At 55.5% G+C, this 18,546-nt stretch carries 17 protein-coding genes; 16 read left to right on the plus strand and 1 reads right to left on the minus strand.

What is annotated here, in order from left to right:
• From RBB80_RS09390 to hxlA, 4 genes are all read left to right on the plus strand, one after another.
• The gene (locus RBB80_RS09390; RefSeq protein WP_433967951.1) at positions 1 to 336 is read left to right on the plus strand and encodes an MMPL family transporter; all 336 of its coding nucleotides are present in this window, start codon (positions 1 to 3) and stop codon (positions 334 to 336) included.
• Positions 337 to 796: 460 nt separating this feature from the next.
• Positions 797 to 1,747, plus strand: a complete 951-nt coding sequence (locus tag RBB80_RS09395; protein WP_433967952.1) for a LysR family transcriptional regulator — start codon at positions 797 to 799, stop codon at positions 1,745 to 1,747.
• A 106-nt stretch (positions 1,748 to 1,853) separates the two neighbouring features.
• Complete coding sequence (gene hxlB / locus RBB80_RS09400) at positions 1,854 to 2,432, plus strand: 6-phospho-3-hexuloisomerase (protein ID WP_433967953.1); 579 nt, start codon at positions 1,854 to 1,856, stop codon at positions 2,430 to 2,432.
• Between the two features lie 90 nt (positions 2,433 to 2,522).
• The gene (gene hxlA / locus RBB80_RS09405; protein ID WP_433967954.1) at positions 2,523 to 3,155 is read left to right on the plus strand and encodes a 3-hexulose-6-phosphate synthase; all 633 of its coding nucleotides are present in this window, start codon (positions 2,523 to 2,525) and stop codon (positions 3,153 to 3,155) included.
• Positions 3,156 to 3,315: 160 nt separating this feature from the next.
• Here hxlA and RBB80_RS09410 read toward each other — a convergent pair whose 3' ends face one another.
• Positions 3,316 to 3,627 carry a GlcG/HbpS family heme-binding protein gene (locus RBB80_RS09410; protein ID WP_433967955.1) on the minus strand — a complete coding sequence of 104 codons (312 nt, stop codon included), beginning with the start codon at positions 3,625 to 3,627 and terminating at the stop codon, positions 3,316 to 3,318.
• On the opposite strand from RBB80_RS09410, the gene RBB80_RS09415 reads away from it, so the two are divergent.
• From RBB80_RS09415 to RBB80_RS09470, 12 genes are all read left to right on the plus strand, one after another.
• Entirely contained in the window at positions 3,622 to 4,491 is an 870-nt protein-coding gene (locus RBB80_RS09415; protein WP_433967956.1) for an alpha/beta fold hydrolase, read from the plus strand. The genes RBB80_RS09410 and RBB80_RS09415 overlap by 6 nt on opposite strands.
• Before the next feature lie 217 nt (positions 4,492 to 4,708).
• Entirely contained in the window at positions 4,709 to 4,846 is a 138-nt protein-coding gene (locus RBB80_RS09420) for a hypothetical protein (protein ID WP_433967957.1), read from the plus strand.
• Between the two features lie 208 nt (positions 4,847 to 5,054).
• A complete protein-coding gene (locus RBB80_RS09425) occupies positions 5,055 to 5,330 on the plus strand; it encodes a cadmium resistance transporter (protein WP_433967958.1) in 276 nt (91 codons plus the stop codon).
• Positions 5,331 to 5,554: 224 nt separating this feature from the next.
• Complete coding sequence (locus RBB80_RS09430; RefSeq protein WP_433967959.1) at positions 5,555 to 5,884, plus strand: hypothetical protein; 330 nt, start codon at positions 5,555 to 5,557, stop codon at positions 5,882 to 5,884.
• Between the two features lie 1,012 nt (positions 5,885 to 6,896).
• Entirely contained in the window at positions 6,897 to 9,185 is a 2,289-nt protein-coding gene (locus RBB80_RS09435) for a thaumatin family protein (protein WP_433967960.1), read from the plus strand.
• A 230-nt stretch (positions 9,186 to 9,415) separates the two neighbouring features.
• Complete coding sequence (locus RBB80_RS09440; protein ID WP_433967961.1) at positions 9,416 to 10,756, plus strand: malectin domain-containing carbohydrate-binding protein; 1,341 nt, start codon at positions 9,416 to 9,418, stop codon at positions 10,754 to 10,756.
• A gap of 53 nt (positions 10,757 to 10,809) precedes the next feature.
• On the plus strand, positions 10,810 to 11,028 hold the full coding sequence (locus RBB80_RS09445; RefSeq protein ID WP_433967962.1) for a hypothetical protein: 219 nt from the start codon (positions 10,810 to 10,812) through the stop codon (positions 11,026 to 11,028).
• A gap of 862 nt (positions 11,029 to 11,890) precedes the next feature.
• Complete coding sequence (locus tag RBB80_RS09450; RefSeq protein ID WP_433967963.1) at positions 11,891 to 12,574, plus strand: carboxypeptidase-like regulatory domain-containing protein; 684 nt, start codon at positions 11,891 to 11,893, stop codon at positions 12,572 to 12,574.
• A 10-nt stretch (positions 12,575 to 12,584) separates the two neighbouring features.
• On the plus strand, positions 12,585 to 13,664 hold the full coding sequence (locus RBB80_RS09455; protein WP_433967964.1) for a hypothetical protein: 1,080 nt from the start codon (positions 12,585 to 12,587) through the stop codon (positions 13,662 to 13,664).
• Between the two features lie 464 nt (positions 13,665 to 14,128).
• Entirely contained in the window at positions 14,129 to 15,289 is a 1,161-nt protein-coding gene (locus tag RBB80_RS09460) for a fibronectin type III domain-containing protein (protein WP_433969589.1), read from the plus strand.
• Entirely contained in the window at positions 15,241 to 18,381 is a 3,141-nt protein-coding gene (locus RBB80_RS09465; RefSeq protein WP_433967965.1) for a malectin domain-containing carbohydrate-binding protein, read from the plus strand. The genes RBB80_RS09460 and RBB80_RS09465 overlap by 49 nt, the downstream gene beginning before the upstream one ends.
• Positions 18,297 to 18,536 carry a malectin domain-containing carbohydrate-binding protein gene (locus tag RBB80_RS09470; protein WP_433967966.1) on the plus strand — a complete coding sequence of 80 codons (240 nt, stop codon included), beginning with the start codon at positions 18,297 to 18,299 and terminating at the stop codon, positions 18,534 to 18,536. Before RBB80_RS09465 ends, RBB80_RS09470 begins: the two co-directional genes overlap by 85 nt.
• Positions 18,537 to 18,546: the final 10 nt, after the last annotated feature.

Here is an 18,546-nt window from a genome sequence, read left to right on the forward strand (position 1 = left end):
ATGGACTATGAAGTGTTCCTGGTCGCTCGAGTTCTCGAAGCCAGAAGGAGCGGGCTCAGTGAAATGGATGCGATCCCGGAGGGTATGGCTCGAACCGCTGGGCTGATTACCAGCGCTGCCGCGATCATGATCGTGGTATTTGCGGCATTCACCTTCGGAAACTTCCTGGTAGTCAAGATGATCGGATTTACCCTGGCGGTCGCCGTGTTTATCGACGCGACACTGGTTCGTATCGTGATCGGTCCCGCGCTCCTTCGCGTTGCAGGCGATTGGAATTGGTGGCCCGGCGGACTCGACACGGCCAGCAGGGTGCCCGCGGCGGCGAGCCGCGAATAACGCTACCTTGTCCGCTGAGTGCAACGTTATGCTGCCACTGCCGGCATTCCCGATGGACCATTATCCTCGCACCGGCACGATGAAATTCTGCCGCCCGGTGCAACCAGATCTTGCACTTGAATGGATGCGGTCTCGATAGCTAAATACACCGCTCCGGGGTCGTACGGCAGTAAGGTGCGGCTTGCCCGTCATTCGGGCGTCACCGACATTTTTCTGCAAGCCGACTCGCACTTAGCCTTATTGTTGTCAATCGAAGAGCATGAGCCGATCCTCAGATACCTTCCGGGTTGCCAACCATCAGCTCTTTATTCCGTCTCGGATCTCCAAATACATTGAAGTTCACTAGCCTCCATCGAGAGTGATCCTCCTGATCCAGCCTTTCAACGGTGAGTTGCTCGAGACAGCTTCGAATAGGTGCGAGACTGGAAGGTGAGATATCCACAGGAAGGATCCGAGCGGCTTGATTATCAGAAATTTTGAATATTTGCTGGCGTTGAATAAGGAAAGACACTTCGCGCGGGCGGCTGCTGCCTGCAGGGTGTCGCAACCAACCCTGTCAGCGGGGATTAAGCAGCTGGAAGAGGATATGGACGCGCTGATCGTGAAGCGCGGCCAAAGGTTTGAGGGCTTCACGCGCGAGGGCGAACGTGTGCTGGCGTGGGCGCAGCAGATGCTCGAAGATTGTATGCGGTTGAAGCAGGAACTGCACGAGCTGCGCGATGATGCCATGCGGGGTCCATTTCGTCTGGGGATGTTGGCGGCGACCTCAGCACTGGCTTCCGTGCTGAGCGTGGCGTTCGCGGAAAAATTTCCGGCTTTGCAGATATCGATGGAGACAGGTGACCCGGAGCGCCTGTTGCGGATGGTGCGGCAGGGCGAGATGGATGTAGCGCTTATGTATCTGGACGAGCCAGTGAGCGAGGGGTTGGATGGGTATGCACTCTATCGGGAACGTCTATTTCTCGTGACAACGGGGGACGCAGGCGATGGTCGTCGCGTGTCATGGGAGGAGGTGTCGACATTGCCGCTGTGCCTGTTGAGGTCAGCGGTCCCGCGCACTGCGGAGACACAACTGAAAAAAGCCCCCAAGGTAATCCATACGGATTCGGCAGCGGTGATGGCCGCATATGTGGGGACAGGACGGTGGTCCACGGTGCTTCCTCAGTCGCTCGTTACGATGTTGGCGAAGACGCCTGCTCTGCGGGCGATCGCGATTGCAAAGCCCGGCGAGCAGGTAAATGTGGGATTTGTGACGGTGAAGAGCGACCCATCGCCTGCTGCCGCGCATGCCCTGATGGAGATGGCGCACACCCCGGAGTTGGTCGATGCAATACGCGCGATGCTGGAGACCTATAAGGACTATCAGCCAAAGGGTTCCCGCAGAGTCAGGGCACCGAAGCAGCAGTCCTGAATTCTCCGCATCGACCGTGGACTGCTCGATCGATTGAAAAAAGCTATCAGCCGATTTGAATTTCCTGTTTGATCGGCGCAAACCGCGATGCGACTCTGAAAGAGCGATGTCAAACGGTTATGTCGAAATACCGAGTTATTCTTCTTCCCAAGTACTCCTACTGAAAGAACTGGAGCGCACTCTTGCCGCGGTGAGTGAAGCAGAGATCGCTGTTGCGCAGGAGATGATTCTGGCGGCCAGGCGCGTGTTCGTGACTGGCGCCGGGCGCAGCGGACTGGCGCTGAAGATGGCTGCAATGCGCCTGATGCATCTGGGGTTGGTTGTGCATGTAGCTGGTGAGGTGACAGCCCCTGCAATCAGCCAGGGAGATCTGTTGCTGGTGGCCTCGGGATCGGGCACCACGGCAGGCGCAGTGCATGCGGCTGAGGTGGCACGAAACGTTCGAGCAGAGGTACTCGCGCTGACGGCGGCGCCCGCATCGAAGCTCGGCCAGCTGGCACAAGGCTTGATCGTGATTCCAGCAGCCACGAAACAGGACCACGGCGGAGTGAGATCCGAGCAGTATGCAGGGGCGCTGTTCGAGCAAAGTGTGCTGCTGGTGATGGACGCAATATTTCAGGTGATGTGGCGCGAACGCGGAGAGAGCGCTGAGGAGCTGTGGAAGCGCCACGCGAATCTGGAATGACGTCTTCCCCTTTCCCAGACTATTCGCGGGCTTACCTCGACCGGTTGGTGTTATCGCTAATTTTTTTATAACCCAGAAATGGAGTACAAAATGAAACTGCAGGTTGCAATAGATCTACTCTCGACGGCGGATGCGCTGGCGTTGCTTAACAAGGTTGCGGAACACGTAGATGTGATCGAGCTAGGAACTCCTCTGATCAAACAGCAGGGACTGAGCGTCGTTACGAATGTGAAGGCGGCGTATCCCAACAAGCTGGTTTTTGCAGACATGAAGACGATGGATGCGGGCGAGCTCGAAGCCGACCTCGCGTTCAAGGCAGGCGCGGATATTATGACAGTGCTGGCTTCAGCGGCTGACAGCACGATTGCGGGCGCGGTGAAGGCAGGCAAAGCACACGGCAAAGCAGTCGTGGCCGACATGATCGGTGTAGCGGATAAGGCTGCGCGGCTTCAGGAGCTGAAGGCCATGGGCGTGAGCTGGGTTGAACTGCATGCGGGACTCGATGAGCAGGCGCAGGCAGGTTATTCGATTGAAAAGCTGCTCGAGGTCGGGCGAAGTGCCGACATGCCATTCTCGGTTGCCGGCGGTATCAACGCAGAGCGCATCGGAGGGGTCGAATCGGCAGGTGCAACGATTGCGGTTGCCGGTGCCGCGATCTATGGCGCAAAAGATCCCGGAGCCGCAGCGAAAGATCTTCGGAAGAAGATCAAGCAACTGGGATAGGCGCGAGCATCAATCAAGAGGAGATGGGGCTTACATCGCGTTGTCTCCTCTTTTTCTTTCGAGAGGCGAAGTGGATGGCTCAACGCTCAGGAGGGTTCTGGGCGTCCAAACAAGCGGCGGTTCCAGTAACATTGCTCCTGCATCACGCTGACCCCTGAAGTTATTCGCAGGCCACATCGATCACTCCAAGCCATGCTCCATCCATGCGATGAAATGTCTTCAAGTCGCCTCCCGGATCAAGGATTGCGATGCAAACTGAAATCCCGAGTTCGCGCGCCTTCTGTATGGAAGCCTTCAAGACGCGCTCTGCTTGTTCCGTCGTAATTTGCATGACCTTTGCTCCCTTCGGGGGCAACCTCCTCTTCTTTAGGGGGATGCTCCCGGTTGTGAACCAGACTGCCAGCCACTCGGAATGCCGATAGAACTTGATGTTATCTTCGAAGTCGCGGAATAAATCAGAGGATGTATGCATGCGAGAAAATCGATCCTTCGGACGCTGGCGACCACAGCGATCGTGTTCGGCATCAGCTTGGGCATGGATGCCCAGAAAAAGGACAAGGCAATGGAACAGCAGGTGCTTTATCGCACAGTAAAGGTCGATGGACTCTCCATTTTCTACAGAGAGGCGGGGCGGAAAGACGCTCCCACCATTCTTCTGCTGCACGGTCTTCCGTCGTCGTCGCGGATGTTTCAGCCGCTGCTAAGACGGCTTGCGGATAACTACCATCTGGTTGCGCCCGACTATCCGGGCTATGGACACAGCGACTGGCCCGACCCCAAGCAGTTCGATTACACCTTCGATCACATCGCTTCCGTGATGGACGGTTTCACGCAAGCGCTGGGTTTGTCGCGTTACACGCTTTATATGCAGGACTACGGTGGGCCGGTTGGTTTTCGCATGGCATTGATACACCCGGAGCGCGTGCAGGCTCTTATCGTCCAGGATGCAGTCGCTCACAACGAAGGCCTGGGCGCGAACTGGGCAACACGGAGGGCATTCTGGGTGGACAGATCTGCTCATGAAGAAGCGCTGCGCAAAAATCTGCTGTCGCTTGCAACCACGAAGACGCGCCATATCGGAGACGATCCTAAGATTGAACTCTATGATCCAGATCTTTGGACCGATGAGTACACCTTTCTGAACGCGCCAGGACAGGTGGCTACAGAAGACGCAGCCAAAACTTTTGGTCCTCTGGGGCAAACACGATCTCTCGTTCGATCTCGGCGAGCCGGAACGATATCGCAAGGACGTGCCGAACGCGAAGGTCTACGTACTCGAAGCAGGACACTTCGCGTTGGATACCAAAGCAGACGAGATTGCGGAGCTTATATCTGACTTCATGAAAACATAGAAGTAAATAGCGCCATTCGCGCTTTTTTGCCCATCACTACAAGGCAGCACTACCTCGCCCCAACTCGCTTTTCAATCTTTTCTCTTTAGGGATGTCCAGAGCGGATATTTCTCTTCCCGTCGAATCGGAGGTTCTTCAATCATCCTCTATCTGCTTGGGATAGGCTGTACTTTGCGACTCTAAATACGATCGGTCTGGTGAATGGAATCTCTACTCGCGCTGATTGGCGTGGCGATTGTGCTGTTTGCTTCAACCAATATCGATGATGTGTTTGTGCTCGTAGCGTTTTTTCCGATAAGAGGTTCCGCACGCGAGACACTGTGCTCGGTCAATATGTAGGGATCACCACTTTGTTCAGCGCGGGTGTTGCGGCGTCCCTGCTCTCTCTCGTGATCCCTCGCGCGTACATCGGCCTGCTAGGAGTGATCCCTATGTTGATCGGTGGAAAAAACTCTTCGAACTGTACCAGCAGCGCCGCTGGACGGAAGAGACTCCTGGACATCACTTCGGTGCCGACAGAAAGGGACGAGTCGCAACAGTAGCGCTGGTGACGTTGGCGAACGGTGGCGACAACATTGGGATCTACACGCCTTCCTTTGCCATCCGCTCGGCTCACGAAATCATCGTAATTGCTGTCGTTTTCGTAGTGATGACCGCACTCTGGTGTTTTGTAGCACACGCGATAGTCAATCATCCGAAGTTGGGCTCGCCCATTCGCCGGTGCGGCCACCGCGTGACTCCCTTCGTGCTAGTCGGACTTGGAGTACTGATCCTCTATCAAGCGGGTAGTTTCGGATTGTTGCTCGGTCGTAGTGGGTTCTAGAGAGTGTTACAGCCCGCGCCGCTCGCAGTCCCCGGCTCGATTCGAACAGTGTCTGTGGAATAACTTCCGAGTTGTCCGTGACTCGCCCGGAACCCGGAAGATTGGAGGTTCGCCATGCACGGGACAACCGGACGGAGATAAGATGCCGCATTGGAGGACCGAAACATGACCAGCTTAACCAATTGGGCAGCCTCAGTCGCCGGCACTGCGATGCGAAATTCGAAATGGTCGCCCGCGGAGAAGGACATCGTTCGAAGGCCCTTCGATCAGGCGCTCGGTCGGGAGCTGGAATCGATCGTACTGGGAACCAAAAAGCAAGGCAGCCAGCATTCAAGATCCGTCCGGCCTCTGGGAGCTGGAACGGATACCTCACTCAGCGCCGCCCGGAAATCGACCGCAAGTTCGACTGCCGCTGCTCCGTCCTCCCACTCGTCCTTTCAAACCTCGTCACCGGTGCCCGCCTCAACGAGGACGAGCTGCAGGGGCTGGGCGAAGACAAACTCGGCTCCATCCACCGCGCAGCTTTGAAGCCTCGCCGTAGGGGCGGTTCGTAAATACCGAAGGTCTTCATTGATTCTGTTGAGCGAGGCTCCGCATTTCATCTGCGTTTCAAACGAGAGAGGCTTCGATTCAAGGAGTTTCAAAGCTGGGGTTCCTCTGTCGTTTGATTGTTTGGAGTTGTAGCAGAATTTCCGTGCACGTCACGGGCGTCTCAGTTGTCGGCGGAGAAGGGAACTGTTCTCGCTGATATTCCGAAATCAATCCGGTTAGTGAAGCTCTCAACTCAACGATGCACGTCCAGTTTTGAAGGGCGAGGCATCTGGTGAACTATGTCCTAATTGTAAAAAGATTGTCAGGATTCAGAAATTCTGTTTGCATGTCGGTTCGAGTTTAGTAGCTTGAGTTGATTCGTAACTGCGTCAGGTCATCCAGTTCCGTTCCCAGAGGTTCTTCGAACATGAGATTTACAGATCGTCGGGCACATTCTCTCTGCACTCTCTCCAATACACCTCTTGGCCTGCCGAATTCCTCTAAGGATATAGGCCTGATTCCTTAGCAAAGTCAAAAAAGTTTGGCTCTCTCGCCTATTCTTCCTGAGGCAGGCGAAGCCGCAATGGCTTTGCCTTGGCCGAAATTCATCGCCAAAAAATGAGTTTGTAATTCCATGTTTAACTCCCTAGCGTAGAGCTGTTAACTAATAATTAATGAATATTCAATCACACTGTATCTTCCTTGGTTACAAATGTTCGGCTTTTCTTAGACGCGGTCGAGAGGAACCTTTATCGCACGAAGGTAGCACTACCTTCGTACCGTTTACAGTACACATGTGAAGACTTATGTTCCTCGAAGTTGGATTGTCCAACTTTGCTTCTAAACTAGTCGTTGTTTACCGGGAGGCACTTCTTGAACTCAATCTTGCAGAACTTTATATCTTTGTTTTTCTCCGTACTCCCATCCCGAAAGGCTCACCCGATGGAGGGCGGTTCGCTCGGTGTATCGCGTAGTCGACGCAGGTGGATGACATCGTCCCATGTGGCACTGATGGTCCTTTGCGCATTAGGCGGCATGGCCATTGCCCAAACCCGTCAATTCGTCATCACGAACAACTGTTCCGAAACCGTATGGGTTGCTGGTGCAGGCAATCCCATCCCTGTCTTCAACGGCTCGTCAGGCGGCCTGGAACTTCCCGCCGGCGCGACCGTCAGCACCTCACTGCCAACTCCGTGGGTTGGTGGCCGCTTTTGGGGACGTCGTCAGTGCACCTTCGACGCTAATGGAAAGGGCTCCTGCCAGACCGGCGACTGTGGCGGCCTGCAATGCCAGCACGCCGGAGCGGGCAACACGAGTCTTGCCGAATTCACCCTTACCGGCTCCGCGACAGGGGCCGACAACTACGACATCAGCCTGGTTGATGGCTTTGACTTCCCCATCTCCGTTCAACTCAACGATCCAAATCCTACCCATGCGGTCAACGCTGGGTGCCAAGTGGATCTGCGCAGCTCCTGCCCCGCTGGCCAGCAGATGCTCAACAGCGCTGGACAGGTCGTCGGATGCAAGAGTCTCTGCAGCAAGTTTGGAACGGCGAACTACTGCTGCGCGGGACCCTATGCCTCGCCGCAGGCCTGCAACAACGTGAATTGGGATACAAACTACCGCGGAGCCGTGCTCAAGCAGTCCTGTCCCTCGGTCTACGGTTATGCCTTTGACGACCCAAGCAGCGACTTCAATGTAGCTCCTCTGCCCTCTTCGGGCTATCAGATTACTTTCTGTCCTGCAAAGACTGTTCCCAACTCAGATCCCGCGACTGTTCCCACTTTTACTATTACTTCGCAGCAACCGAGCCAGACTGTAACGCCCGGTGGCGCTGTCGCGTATAACCTGAATGTAACCGCGAGTAGCACATTTACCGGTATCGTCAAGCTCTCCGCAGCGCATCTGCCTGGCAGCTGCACCTGGACCACGGTTGGCAAGGTATCCTGCAGCAACAAGGGATCCTCTGCCTCTTTCAGCGCGTCAAGCGTCAGTTTGACTCCGGGAGTAACCGTCCCCGTCACCCTGACTGTCAATACAACGACGACTCCAGCTCCGATGTTGAGCACAGGAAATATCGAGGTTATCGGCCAGAGTGGCGCGCTCGAAAATGTCTGGGAGGGTTCGTTGACGGTTGCCAATCCTACAGCTCCCGACTACGTCTTCACCATTACGCCAACATCTGCGCAGACCGTTCTGCCTGGAACGCCGGTGGTCTACACTGTCACGGCCACTCCAGTGAATGGCTTCACCGGCGTCGTCTCAATGAGTACCTCCGGTCTTCCTGCAACCTCCACGGCCCCCACGTTGCCACAGTTCACTTTTGCAGGTGATCCTACACCGCAGTCGGCGACTATCACGATCGCTACCTCTGCCTCTGCCACAAAACGAGCCTACTTTCCTTTATTCACCAGCTTTAGCGCAAATAGCCTACACGACGCTCAAGTCGCTCTAACCGTCTCCTCCACAGTCCCCAGCCCGGATTTCACCGTCTCTGTGACTCCTGCAATGAGCGCGCTTCAAGCGGGAAACAGCGCGTCTTTCACGATTACAGCAACACCCGAGAACGGCTTTAGCTCCACTGTTGCTCTCAGTGCTCCCAGCCTCCCAGTGGGAGTGACGGCGACGTTTACGCCTGACTCGATTTCCGGAGCGGCAACCTCATCGCTAACCCTCGCCACCAGCGCATCGACGTTGCCCGGAAACTATATTATTCCGGTCACTGCAACCTCGGGCTCGCTGAGCCATACCACGAACATCTCTCTAACGGTCAACTCGGCCGGCGTTCAGTTTACCGATCTTGACATCGGCAATCCGGGAACCGCTGGCACCTTCAGCGCAAACGGAGGCAGTTTCACGGTAGGAGGCAGCGGAAGCGATATCTTCGGCACCGCCGATCAGTTCAACTACGCCTATCAGTCGGCAACCGGCGACTTCACGGTCATCGCGCACGTTGCGACTCAGACCGATACCGATGTGTGGGCCAAGTCAGGCGTCATGATTCGCTCTACCACTGCTGACAATGCAGCCTTCGCCGCGGTGTTTGCCACCCCAGGGCATGGTGTCGCCATGATCGTTCGCGCGGCCGATGGAGGAGGCACCACAGACTTGGGACAAGCCCAGCAAAACGTCCCGGTGTGGGTCAAACTTCAGCGCTCGGGTAATACGTTCTCTGGCTATGCGTCACCCGATGGCGTCAGTTGGACTCTGATCTCTACCAGGGATGTCAGTATGACCGGATCTGTCACCGCCGGCCTCGCCGTTACCTCAAAACGGGAGTCAACACTCAATATCTCAACCTTCGATGGCGTCACCATTCAGTAGGAAGAGATATTGATGAATCAATATGACTGATCCCTTGTCTAACCCTGTGCGTGGCCGGAATCTTGGCCACGCACAGGACGCGATCTCCGATTGATGGCACAACTCACTGTGTACATGAGTCTTATCTTGTCGCGAAGCCACTAAAAATTGATCTCCCCCTACGATTGACCTGGCGGAACCTGTCGATTGTTTGTCCCCAACGTTGAATGTAGCCACTGAAAGGCACTGTAATGAAAAGAGCATCTCTTGTCTTATTGATGTTGTTGTCTCTGGGAGTAGGGGCGGCCTTGGCCGGACCCTGTCCTGCGCAGTTCCCCACCTCGCGCGGCGACGGCACGGTCGCTGGTGTAGCTGTTGCGGGCGGAACGCAGTATTACTTCAAGGATGCTCTGCTCAATGGCTTCGATTGCTTCGAGCAGTTGAGTTCCTGGTTTCCTTCCTATATCACCTCATCGAACGCGATGAATCCCGCCAAAGAGACCGTCGATATGGCCTATACGACTGACGGCACGGCGACGTTCTCGAACGTGGTGGTACCGACCGCTGGCACCTACACTTTGACGATTCGCTATGCATTCGCCACCGGCCTTTTTCCAGGAGTTTTGAATAGGCCAGAGGGCATCCTGGTGAACGGCACCGTCATGACTTCGGACCTGAACTTCCCGGTCACCGGGGACTTCGAGACCTTTAGTACTGTAAGCATTGCGGTCCCCTTGAATGCAGGCCAAAACACCGTTCAAGTCTTCAACGTGGCCACTCAAAGTGTCTCCCGCCTTGACTCGATGACCGTCACCGCGGGTGGAAGCAATAGTTGCAGCGTCCTGCCGCAGGCGCCGGGCGGACTTAGCGCGGCGGAAGACTCCAACAATGCCATTGCACTGACATGGAGCGCCAGCACGGCTCCCGCAGGCTGCACGGTTGGGTACTACAACGTGTTCCGCGGCACCACGTCTGGCTTCATCCCATCAGCCGCCAACCAGGTCGCGACCGTAGTGTCCGGCACGAAGTATGAAGATACGACGGGAATGTGTCAGACGCCTTACTACTATGTCGTGCAGGCAGTAGATTTGGCGGGGCTATCGGTTACGTCAACCCAGGCCAGCGCCTCAATCAGCCAATGTCCGACAGTAAGCAGCGCCCAGATCAACGCAGGCGGTCCGGGAGTCGCTCCCTTCCTTTCGGACGTAGACTTTGCAGGCGGTTCGATTCTTAGCCACAAGAACGTCATCGATCTCAGTGGTGTTACGAATGCTGCGCCGATGGCCGTGTATCAGGACGGGCGCCAGGGGAACTTTACCTACACGCTTGCTGGCTTTGTCCCTGGATCGAGCCATACGGTAAGGCTACATTTTGCCGAAACCTTCTTCTCCACTGTCGGCTCCCGCACCTTCAATATCAACATCAATGGAACGCAGGTGATGACAAATTTTGACATCTTCGCCGCGGCGGGCGCCAAGAACAAGGCAGTGATACAGGAGCTAACGGGAAATGCGGACTCCAACGGCACTTTCGTAGTTACGTTCACCTCGGTCGTCAACAGTTCTCTGCTGAGTGCGATCGAAATTAACTAGCATACAGGGTAGATAGAATTCAGCCGGATCGCGGCCTAACCGCGATCCGGCCGATGATTCCTCCTGGCTGCGACAGCAACTCATGTGCCTCGATCTATGTGGCGCTATATCGCGACGTGATCGTTCGGATTTCCGGGATCGACTACACTCACCCTAAGCAATACCACTCCCCGCTAGAGGTAATCATGCAACAATCATCCTGGACCACACCCGGCTTCGAAGAAATCTCCCTCAACTGCGAAATCAACTCCTACGCGCCGGTCGAACTGTAAGTAGACTGAGTGGGTATTAAAGCATTGGGGGCCGCCGAAGGTGGCGGCTTTCCTCAGCGGAGTGGCACCTGCGCAAACTGTTCTGCTCTGCGACGTGACCCATCGCGTATCCAGGCTCGAACACAGCCACAGCTTGCTGTTGCGCAGATCTCGACCTGTCCTGGTTTGCTATTGATGCAATGAATTTACGCTTATTCGCATCTACGCATTCGGAGCAGCACGCAGCAAATAAAATTTCAAATTGAGGAAGTTAAGAACGACTAACTGGAGAATCATTCATCTAGATCAGACTTTTTGAGAGTGCATTAGTGACAATCTTTTGACAAGTTTCTTGGAAATATTTTGTAGTGGCATGCTAGATTACTTTCACGTTATAAAATTTGGTGATTCGATAAATCAGTCGAACCGGCGAAGGAGACAATAAAGAGCGCACGGCAGACTCGAATTGTCGCTCTGTTTGAAACAAGCACACGCACTCTACGCTAAAAATTTTTCCACGAAAGTTAACCTCCCCCTACCTCCCCATTAATTTCCATTGAATAGCCGTAGGGAAATCTTGGCTTCTACCTACCCCTTTGTACGGCAAAACTGTACCAAGGCGAAGACCTCTTACTGGCCCGATTGAGTTGAACTCAATCGAAAGACGTCACACGCTTCATTGGGAGATAGTTCAGTCCGATATTTATCGCTCCAGCGCTCGGCTTCAAGCAGCCTATTTATTCGCTCGATGATAGGACAGGCAACACCGCAGTTTAACAACACCCTCGTTGTTAATGTTTCGCCAGCAGAATATCCACTACTCAGAGTAAGAGTGAAAAGGATGCAGAGAGCATCGTCTATCGAATGATCGGCTTAGTACTTTATGAAGATACTCCCCACATTTTCGCTCTGTTTTATCGCGGGCCCTCTTGTGGCCCAGGTCAACACGAGTGAACTTCGTCTCAAGGTTATCGATTCGACCGGACTTGGCCTCAAGGCCACTGTCTCTCTCACCAGCCAAGCTAACCAATATTTCAGCGAACTCACCACCGACGCCGACGGCTCGGCCAAAATCGAAAGGCTGGCGTACGGCGTCTACAGGTTGGACGTTGAAAAGCAGGGCTTTTCCCCCATCTCGAACACGTTGGCGATAAGGTCTGCGATCCCGGTCGAACAGACTCTCCAACTCGCCATCGCTCCAATCAACACCGTCATCCGGGTGAGCGATGCGGGCACCCTCCTCGATCCAAATCGCCCCTCATCCATCATGCAGATCGGTTCTGCGCAGATTGAAGATCGAGTCGCTTTGCTTTCTGGGCGCTCCGTGCAGGACCTTGTCAACTCGCAACCTGGCTGGCAGCTACGACACGCTCCAGTCCTTCGGACAATTGCAGGACACCTGGGGCAAAAACAATCCGACCGGTACCTCCGTGATCGACCGCGAGGCGACCACCAGACGGCGCTGTGCAGGAACAATGAAGTGGAATCACCGGGAAGTTTGCTCGATGTATTGGGTGTTTCAACTATTTCTTCTTTCTTATCCTTCTCAACAGTTTGTCGCCAATAGGAGTTTATGAATGCGTCTCAATAAGCTTATTGCCCTGGTTATCTCGTTCGCTTTTATTGTGTTCAATTGCAGGCTTTCCTCTGCCCAAATGGACATTACTACGTGGCAAGTGAATACCAGTCACACGGGAGTAAATCCTACTGAGCAGACGCTGACTCCGGCGTTTGTCTCGGGCTCTGGTAACGTAACGTGCTTGTTCGCGGAGCAGGTGGATGGTCAGGTCAACGCGCAGCCGCTCTATCTCACTTCGACGACATCAACTAAATTGCCCGGCTCTTTTCCCGACGGTGCCCAACACAATGCAGTTTATGTTGCCACTCAAAATGGCACTGTTTACGCGATCGATGGGGACAGAACCTCCGACGGTTGCAACAAGGTGAACCAGAATTATCTGTGGGTAATGCCGCTGGTGAATTACAAGAATGGTCCTACTCCGAATGGTCAGGCAGAGGCCTATGAGGACATCAAGGGAGCGGCGGACATCACCCCGCTTCTGGGACTCACAGAGACACCGGTAATTGATACGGTGACCGGCACACTCTATGTCGTGGTTTCTGTCAAAGACACGCAGGACCTTCCCGCCGCGACGCCATTCATGCAGGTGCTTTACGCGCTTGATGTGAAGACGGGCAATGTAAAGGGTTTTACGATCATAGACCCCGAATTCAATGGAGACTACACGCCACAGGCATGTGTCGCGAATACTACTTGCGACATCGTCACCCCCAGCCAGAGTGGCAGGATTCCGTTCGTGCCGGAGCACCAGCACTTGCGTTCGGCACTGACACTAGACAGTGCTCACCATACCTTGTATCTCGCATACGCCTCTCACAATGATCAGACGCCCTATTGGGGATTGGTCCTGGGCTACAACGTAAGCAACCCGGCAAGCATGACCCTGCAGGGGAATTCAACACGCATCCTACCGGCTCTGACGAAGAGGCAGGCGTCTGGATGGGCGGGGCAAGTCCTGCGCTCGACCCGAATACCAATCAATTGTTCTTCGCAACCGGCAATGGCAGCTGGAATCAGAACCTGTCCCGCAGCGACTCCAATGGTCCGTTCAATACCGGGACTGACTTCGCGATGAGCGTGCTCTCCCTTTCCACCGATCCGACGACGATCGTGAACTACCGCGGGGAGCCCGAGATGAGGGTCCCGTTCGCTCAGGATTCCAGCAGCAACTTCCATTGGTTTACGCCAAGCCAATGGAATACGTTCAACAATGGAGACCGCGATCTTGGTTCAGGCGGCCTGCTTCTGCTGCCGCCTCTGCCTGGAGCCGACGGTGAGACCAGAAACCTCATGCTCGTCGGCGGCAAAGCTGGCGTCATGTATCTTCTGGATCGCACCAATCTTGGCGGAATCACACAAAATGATACAAGCGCTTCAAACCCCAACGCTGTCCAGCAGATTATCGAACCGAATGCAGGCATCTTTAACACGCCGACTTACTTCAACGGCGCCATTTACTATGGTGCAAGCTCGGCGGTCCACCGGCGCGCGGTCGGTTTCGATGCAGCGACGGGAGGTTTCATCTCTTCCAGTGAAACCATGTCGACGCAAGGTTCGCCCCTGTTCACCTCCGGAAACTTTATATCGGCTAGCAGCCCTACCTCCGGTGGTGTCGTGTGGCAGGTCAACAACGGCATCTTTGCCTGGGATGCGAACAACGTCCCGAGCGCGATCTTCAGCGCCAATGCCTCGCTTCCGAATGGGCAAGGCGGAACGTGCGCCAGTGCCACGTGGGCACTGCCGATCGTAGATAACGGCAAGGTCTACTTCTCCTGCTTTCAGCCCCCTACTCAGACCGGCCAGTTCGTAAATACTGCCGGTCAGACCGTCACCTTCTCTCAACCTTCGGATAACAAGCCTGGCTATCTCTTCGTGTACGGGCCGGCGCCCGTCGCGACCGGCGCACCTGTAGAGACACCTGGCTCACTCTCCGCGACGGCCAATAGCGCTAACCAGATCACGTTGAACTGGTCTTTCAGTGGAACCGATAACACAGGTTTCACGGTCCTTCGCTCTACAGGCAATGCCAACAACTTCTCACCCCTGAACATAAACCCACCGCTGTCCAATAATGCAACCTCCTTCGCCGATCAGACAGTGGCCCCCAACACGACGTACTTCTACACGGTACAGGCGACAAACTCAGCCGGCCATTCGCTGAGCAGTCAAACGGCTTCCGCTACGACCCTTGCGCAGTTTGAGGAGCAGGGGCTTGTCGCCTACTGGCCTCTCGACGAGGGTGTCACGAACCCGTCATCTTTGAACTCCGCGGATGTGACAGGACACGGTCATACTGCGACAAAGCCACAAGCCGCGGATGAAGACCATGGCATCGCAAGTGGTCTTATCAATGGCTCGTGGTCCTTCCATGGCACTCATACATCGGATTCTCTGCACATTGCGGATGCTCCGGACCTGGATTTCACCAGTTCGCAGAGCTTTACCCTCAGCGCCTGGGTCTTTTGCCTGAATGTGGCCGGCGATCCGGATGGAGAGCATCCAGGTGAGTCCTCCATCATTGTGAAGTCCGCGGATCGGGGAGCTCTCTACGGCCTGTTCATCAACGGAGCCGGCAACTGGGTCGCACGTGGTCCTGCGGGCGACCTGGTAGGCCCCCCGTCAGCGAAGATTCGTGGACGCATGTCGCGCTGGTGCAGGACGGCGTCAAGGGCGTTCGCTATCTCTACATCAACGGAGTAAAGCAGACGAACACGGCGCCGGCACAGAATGCAAATGGTCTCGGCCAACTGTGGTTCGGCGAGCAGAATGCTGTCTTGAACGGAACCCCCGATCCCAACGGAGTCGACGGCTTTGCAGGCAATCTCGACGAAGTCCGCATCTACAACCGCGCCCTTTCGCAGAGCGACATAAGCGATCTGACGGCAGACCCGGTTCTGCAAGCCAGCTCCCTGCAGCCCTCGGGTTCGCAGATGCTTGCCGTTCCCCTCTTCCCCTCGCCCGTGCCTCTTACTGAACCACGCGTTCCGGCCCACCAGACGTACACCATCAAGGTTCAGTTTGCCGCGCCTCTGACCGCAACTCCGACTGCAGTTCTTCAAGGCCAGCCCGGTACAGCAAACGTGACAGGAGTGGCAGGAACACCAACGCTCGATCCTACACAGACCATTATGACGGTACAACTCACCGGCGTTGCGAATGCGCAGGCTCTGGACCTCCACCTCTCGAACATCAACACCACACTTACCAGCAATGCCGTGCAGGATATTCCCTTCAACGTTCTTTACGGCGACGTCAGCCAGGATCACCATGTTGACGGCTTTGACAGCGCGGAAGTCACGCTGCAAAAAACTGGCTCGGTTAATACGGCGAATGCCATCTTCGATCTGAATGGAGACGGTGTCATCGATGCCAACGACGTGACCGTGGTGACACAGAACCAATCTGCGGCTTGGACTGCGCCCGGCGACACGAACCTGGCCTTCTTCAAGCCAGCGTTCGCTACCAGCAGCAACGGCGGCAATGTGAAGGCAAACGCGTTCGATAACAATGTGAATGACAACTGGGAGACGATCCATGCACCCAATGGAAACTCCAACACGGGCGTTCCAGGTCTAGACCCATCGTTTATCTATGTCGATCTCGGATCGCCTGCAACAGTCGATGGATTCGCCATTCAGTGGGGCGGCTCTGCCGCTCTGGTGTACACCATCGATGCCTGCACCGGCACGGTCAACAGTACCTCAGGAGCCTGTTCCACCGGCTGGCAAAACATGGCCACCGCAAACAACGGCGCCAACAACAAACTACAGTCCTACAACGACCTGCCCCCAGTCACAGCCGAGTTCTTCCGTATGAATGGAACTGTTCGCGTCAACGCGCCGTTTGGATACCAGATCAACGAGTTTTACGTTTTCGGCTCCTTCACTCCGGGCTCGACTCCGCCGCCTACGACGCCGGTCATCAATAGCCCTCTCACTGAGACGGCGACCGTAGGACAGCCTTTCAGCTATACCATTACGTCCAACCCAACCGCTGCGAGCTTCAGCGCCACTGGCCTCCCTGCGGGTTTGAGCCTTAGCGGCGCAGTCATCTCGGGTACACCAACAACAACCGGGTCGTTCAGCATCGCGCTGTCGGCCGCCAACTCGACCGGCCAGACGGGCTCAGCAACACTGAGCTTGACCGTGAACGCTGCGGTGCCCGTCATTACCAGCTCTTCGACCGCAACAGCAACGGTCGGCCAGCCGTTCAGTTACACGATCACGTCGAACCCAACCGCCGCAAGCTTCGGCGCTACTGCTCTACCTGCGGGTCTCAGCCTCAACGGTGCAATCATCTCAGGTACGCCTACAGCGAGCGGGTCGTTCAGCATCGCACTCTCAGCCACCAACTCCACCGGCCAGACGGGCTCAGCAACGTTGAGCCTGACCATTAGCAATGCTGCCCCGGTCTTGCCGGTTGCACCTACAAATCTGACACCGACTGCAGTATCGTCAAGCCAGATCAATCTGAGTTGGACGGCGAGCACCACGCAGGGAGTTACATACTCGGTCTTCCGGAGTACCATCTCTGGCTTTACTCCCACGGCGGCCAATCAGATCGCACAAAATCTGACAGCCACCACCGACTCAGACACGGGCCTCACCGCCTCTACGACCTACTTTTATGTGGTAGAAGCAGTCAACGGAGCCGGGTTTGCAGCATCGCTGCAGGCCTCAACACAAACGCTAGCCGCTTCAGGGGTAACTGAAGTCATCGCAATCAATGCGGGCAGTGCCACAGCAGTCCCCGACTCCGCCAACAACGCAACCTTCGTCGCTGATACGGACTTCACCGGCGGCAACGATGATGCAACAAACCATGCCATCACTATACCCACGCCGATCGCAAGTATAGCTGCGCCCGCTGCGGTGTATGCAGATGCTCATCAAGGCGGCGTCACTTACACCGTCCCTAACCTGGCAGCAGGCAACACCTATACCGTGGTCTTGCATTTTGCGGAACTGTTCTTCACGAAACCGAACTCTCGCCTGTTCAACGTGTCAATCAACGGAGCGCGGGTGCTGACGAACTTCGATATCTTTGCGGCTGCCGGAAACGCTAGCTTCACGGCGGCTGTCGAGACCCTTCCCAACATAACTCCTGTGAATGGTCAGATCGTCATCGCTTTCACCAATGGCACGAACGACCAGCCTATGGTGAACGGCATTGAGATTCAGACAGGAGGACCGGCCGTACCGTCCGCCCCGACAGCCCTGACAGCCTCAACTGGCTCGTCAAACATAGTCAATCTGAGTTGGACAGCGAGCGTTAGTTCGGGAGTCACATACACGGTCTTCAGGAGCACCACCGCGGGCTTCGCACCGTCTGCGGCTACCCAGATCGCAAATAACCTTACAGCAACTAGCTTTTCCGATACGACTCTCACCCCTTCGACCATGTACTACTACGTAGTCGAAGCGGTGAACGGTGCCGGAGTGCTTTCACCGCCTTCGCAGCAGGTTTCCACGTCAACTGCGGCTGCGTCTGCGGATGTGATTGCGATCAATGCCGGCAGCTCGATGGTAGTTGGCAGCTTCATCGGCGATACCGACTTTGTTGGCGGCAACAATGATGCTCCAGGCCATTCCATCACCATACCCGCAGCGATCGCGAATATAGCCGCGCCTGCTGCGGTGTATGCGGATGCTCACCAGGGGGCGTTACATACACGATCCCCAACCTGTCGGCCACCAGAACCTACACGGTGGTTCTCCACTTCGCCGAACTCTTCTTCCCAACGGCGAACTCCCGACAGTTCAACGTATCGATCAATGGAACACAGGTGCTGACGAACTTTGATATCTTTGCGGCTGCCGGAAATGCCAACTTCACCGCGGTCGTTCAGAGCTTCGCCAACATCACACCCGTCAACGGTCAGATTGTCATTGCTTTCTCCAACGGTGCGCACGACCAGCCTATGGTGAACGGCATTGAGATTCGATAGCACCTAAACA

Source organism: Tunturiibacter gelidiferens (assembly GCF_051013345.1).
GTDB lineage: Bacteria > Acidobacteriota > Terriglobia > Terriglobales > Acidobacteriaceae > Edaphobacter > Edaphobacter gelidiferens_A.

What these genes read in the sequence shown, in the direction of transcription:
- RBB80_RS09390 (WP_433967951.1), top strand. Translation starts at nt 1, where the DNA reads ATGGACTATGAAGTGTTCCTGGTCGCTCGAGTTCTCGAAGCCAGAAGG.
- hxlB (WP_433967953.1), top strand. Translation starts at nt 1,854, where the DNA reads ATGTCAAACGGTTATGTCGAAATACCGAGTTATTCTTCTTCCCAAGTA.
- hxlA (WP_433967954.1), top strand. Translation starts at nt 2,523, where the DNA reads ATGAAACTGCAGGTTGCAATAGATCTACTCTCGACGGCGGATGCGCTG.
- RBB80_RS09415 (WP_433967956.1), top strand. Translation starts at nt 3,622, where the DNA reads ATGCATGCGAGAAAATCGATCCTTCGGACGCTGGCGACCACAGCGATC.
- RBB80_RS09410 (WP_433967955.1), bottom strand. Translation starts at nt 3,627, where the DNA reads ATGCATACATCCTCTGATTTATTCCGCGACTTCGAAGATAACATCAAG.
- RBB80_RS09420 (WP_433967957.1), top strand. Translation starts at nt 4,709, where the DNA reads ATGGAATCTCTACTCGCGCTGATTGGCGTGGCGATTGTGCTGTTTGCT.
- RBB80_RS09430 (WP_433967959.1), top strand. Translation starts at nt 5,555, where the DNA reads ATGGTCGCCCGCGGAGAAGGACATCGTTCGAAGGCCCTTCGATCAGGC.
- RBB80_RS09435 (WP_433967960.1), top strand. Translation starts at nt 6,897, where the DNA reads ATGGCCATTGCCCAAACCCGTCAATTCGTCATCACGAACAACTGTTCC.
- RBB80_RS09440 (WP_433967961.1), top strand. Translation starts at nt 9,416, where the DNA reads ATGAAAAGAGCATCTCTTGTCTTATTGATGTTGTTGTCTCTGGGAGTA.
- RBB80_RS09445 (WP_433967962.1), top strand. Translation starts at nt 10,810, where the DNA reads ATGATTCCTCCTGGCTGCGACAGCAACTCATGTGCCTCGATCTATGTG.
- RBB80_RS09450 (WP_433967963.1), top strand. Translation starts at nt 11,891, where the DNA reads ATGAAGATACTCCCCACATTTTCGCTCTGTTTTATCGCGGGCCCTCTT.
- RBB80_RS09455 (WP_433967964.1), top strand. Translation starts at nt 12,585, where the DNA reads ATGCGTCTCAATAAGCTTATTGCCCTGGTTATCTCGTTCGCTTTTATT.
- RBB80_RS09460 (WP_433969589.1), top strand. Translation starts at nt 14,129, where the DNA reads ATGTCGACGCAAGGTTCGCCCCTGTTCACCTCCGGAAACTTTATATCG.